The sequence below is a fragment of the Streptomyces sp. SID3212 genome (genome assembly GCF_009865405.1).
In the GTDB taxonomy this organism is placed as follows: Bacteria; Actinomycetota; Actinomycetes; order Streptomycetales; family Streptomycetaceae; genus Streptomyces.
Genome location: NZ_WWJY01001230.1, coordinates 1 through 351, shown reverse-complemented (window position 1 = coordinate 351; position 351 = coordinate 1). Strand labels below are relative to the sequence as shown.

At 77.8% G+C, this 351-nt stretch carries 1 protein-coding gene; it reads right to left on the bottom strand.

Going from position 1 to position 351, the window contains the following annotated elements:
• A partial coding sequence (locus tag GT042_RS36495; RefSeq protein ID WP_345944055.1) for a biotin/lipoyl-containing protein occupies positions 1-351 on the bottom strand: 351 nt, incomplete at both ends.

Genomic DNA, 351 nt, shown 5'->3' with positions numbered 1-351 from the left:
GGAGCCGGAGCCGGTTCCGCCGCCGGGGCGGGAGCGGCCGGAGCGGCACCCGGGGCGCCGATGACGGCGAGCCGGCCGCCGACCTCGGCGGTCTCGTCCTCGGCGACCACGATCTCCAGCAGGACGCCGGCGACCGGGGCGGGGATCTCGGTGTCCACCTTGTCGGTGGAGACCTCCAGGAGCGGCTCGTCGGCCTCGACCGACTCACCGACCTCCTTGAGCCAGCGGGTGACGGTGCCCTCGGTGACGCTCTCGCCGAGCGCGGGAAGGACGACGTCGGTGCCCTCGGCGCTGCCGCCGCCCGCCGCCGCCTGCGCGGTGGGGGCGGGAGCCGGGGCCTGGGTCTCGGTC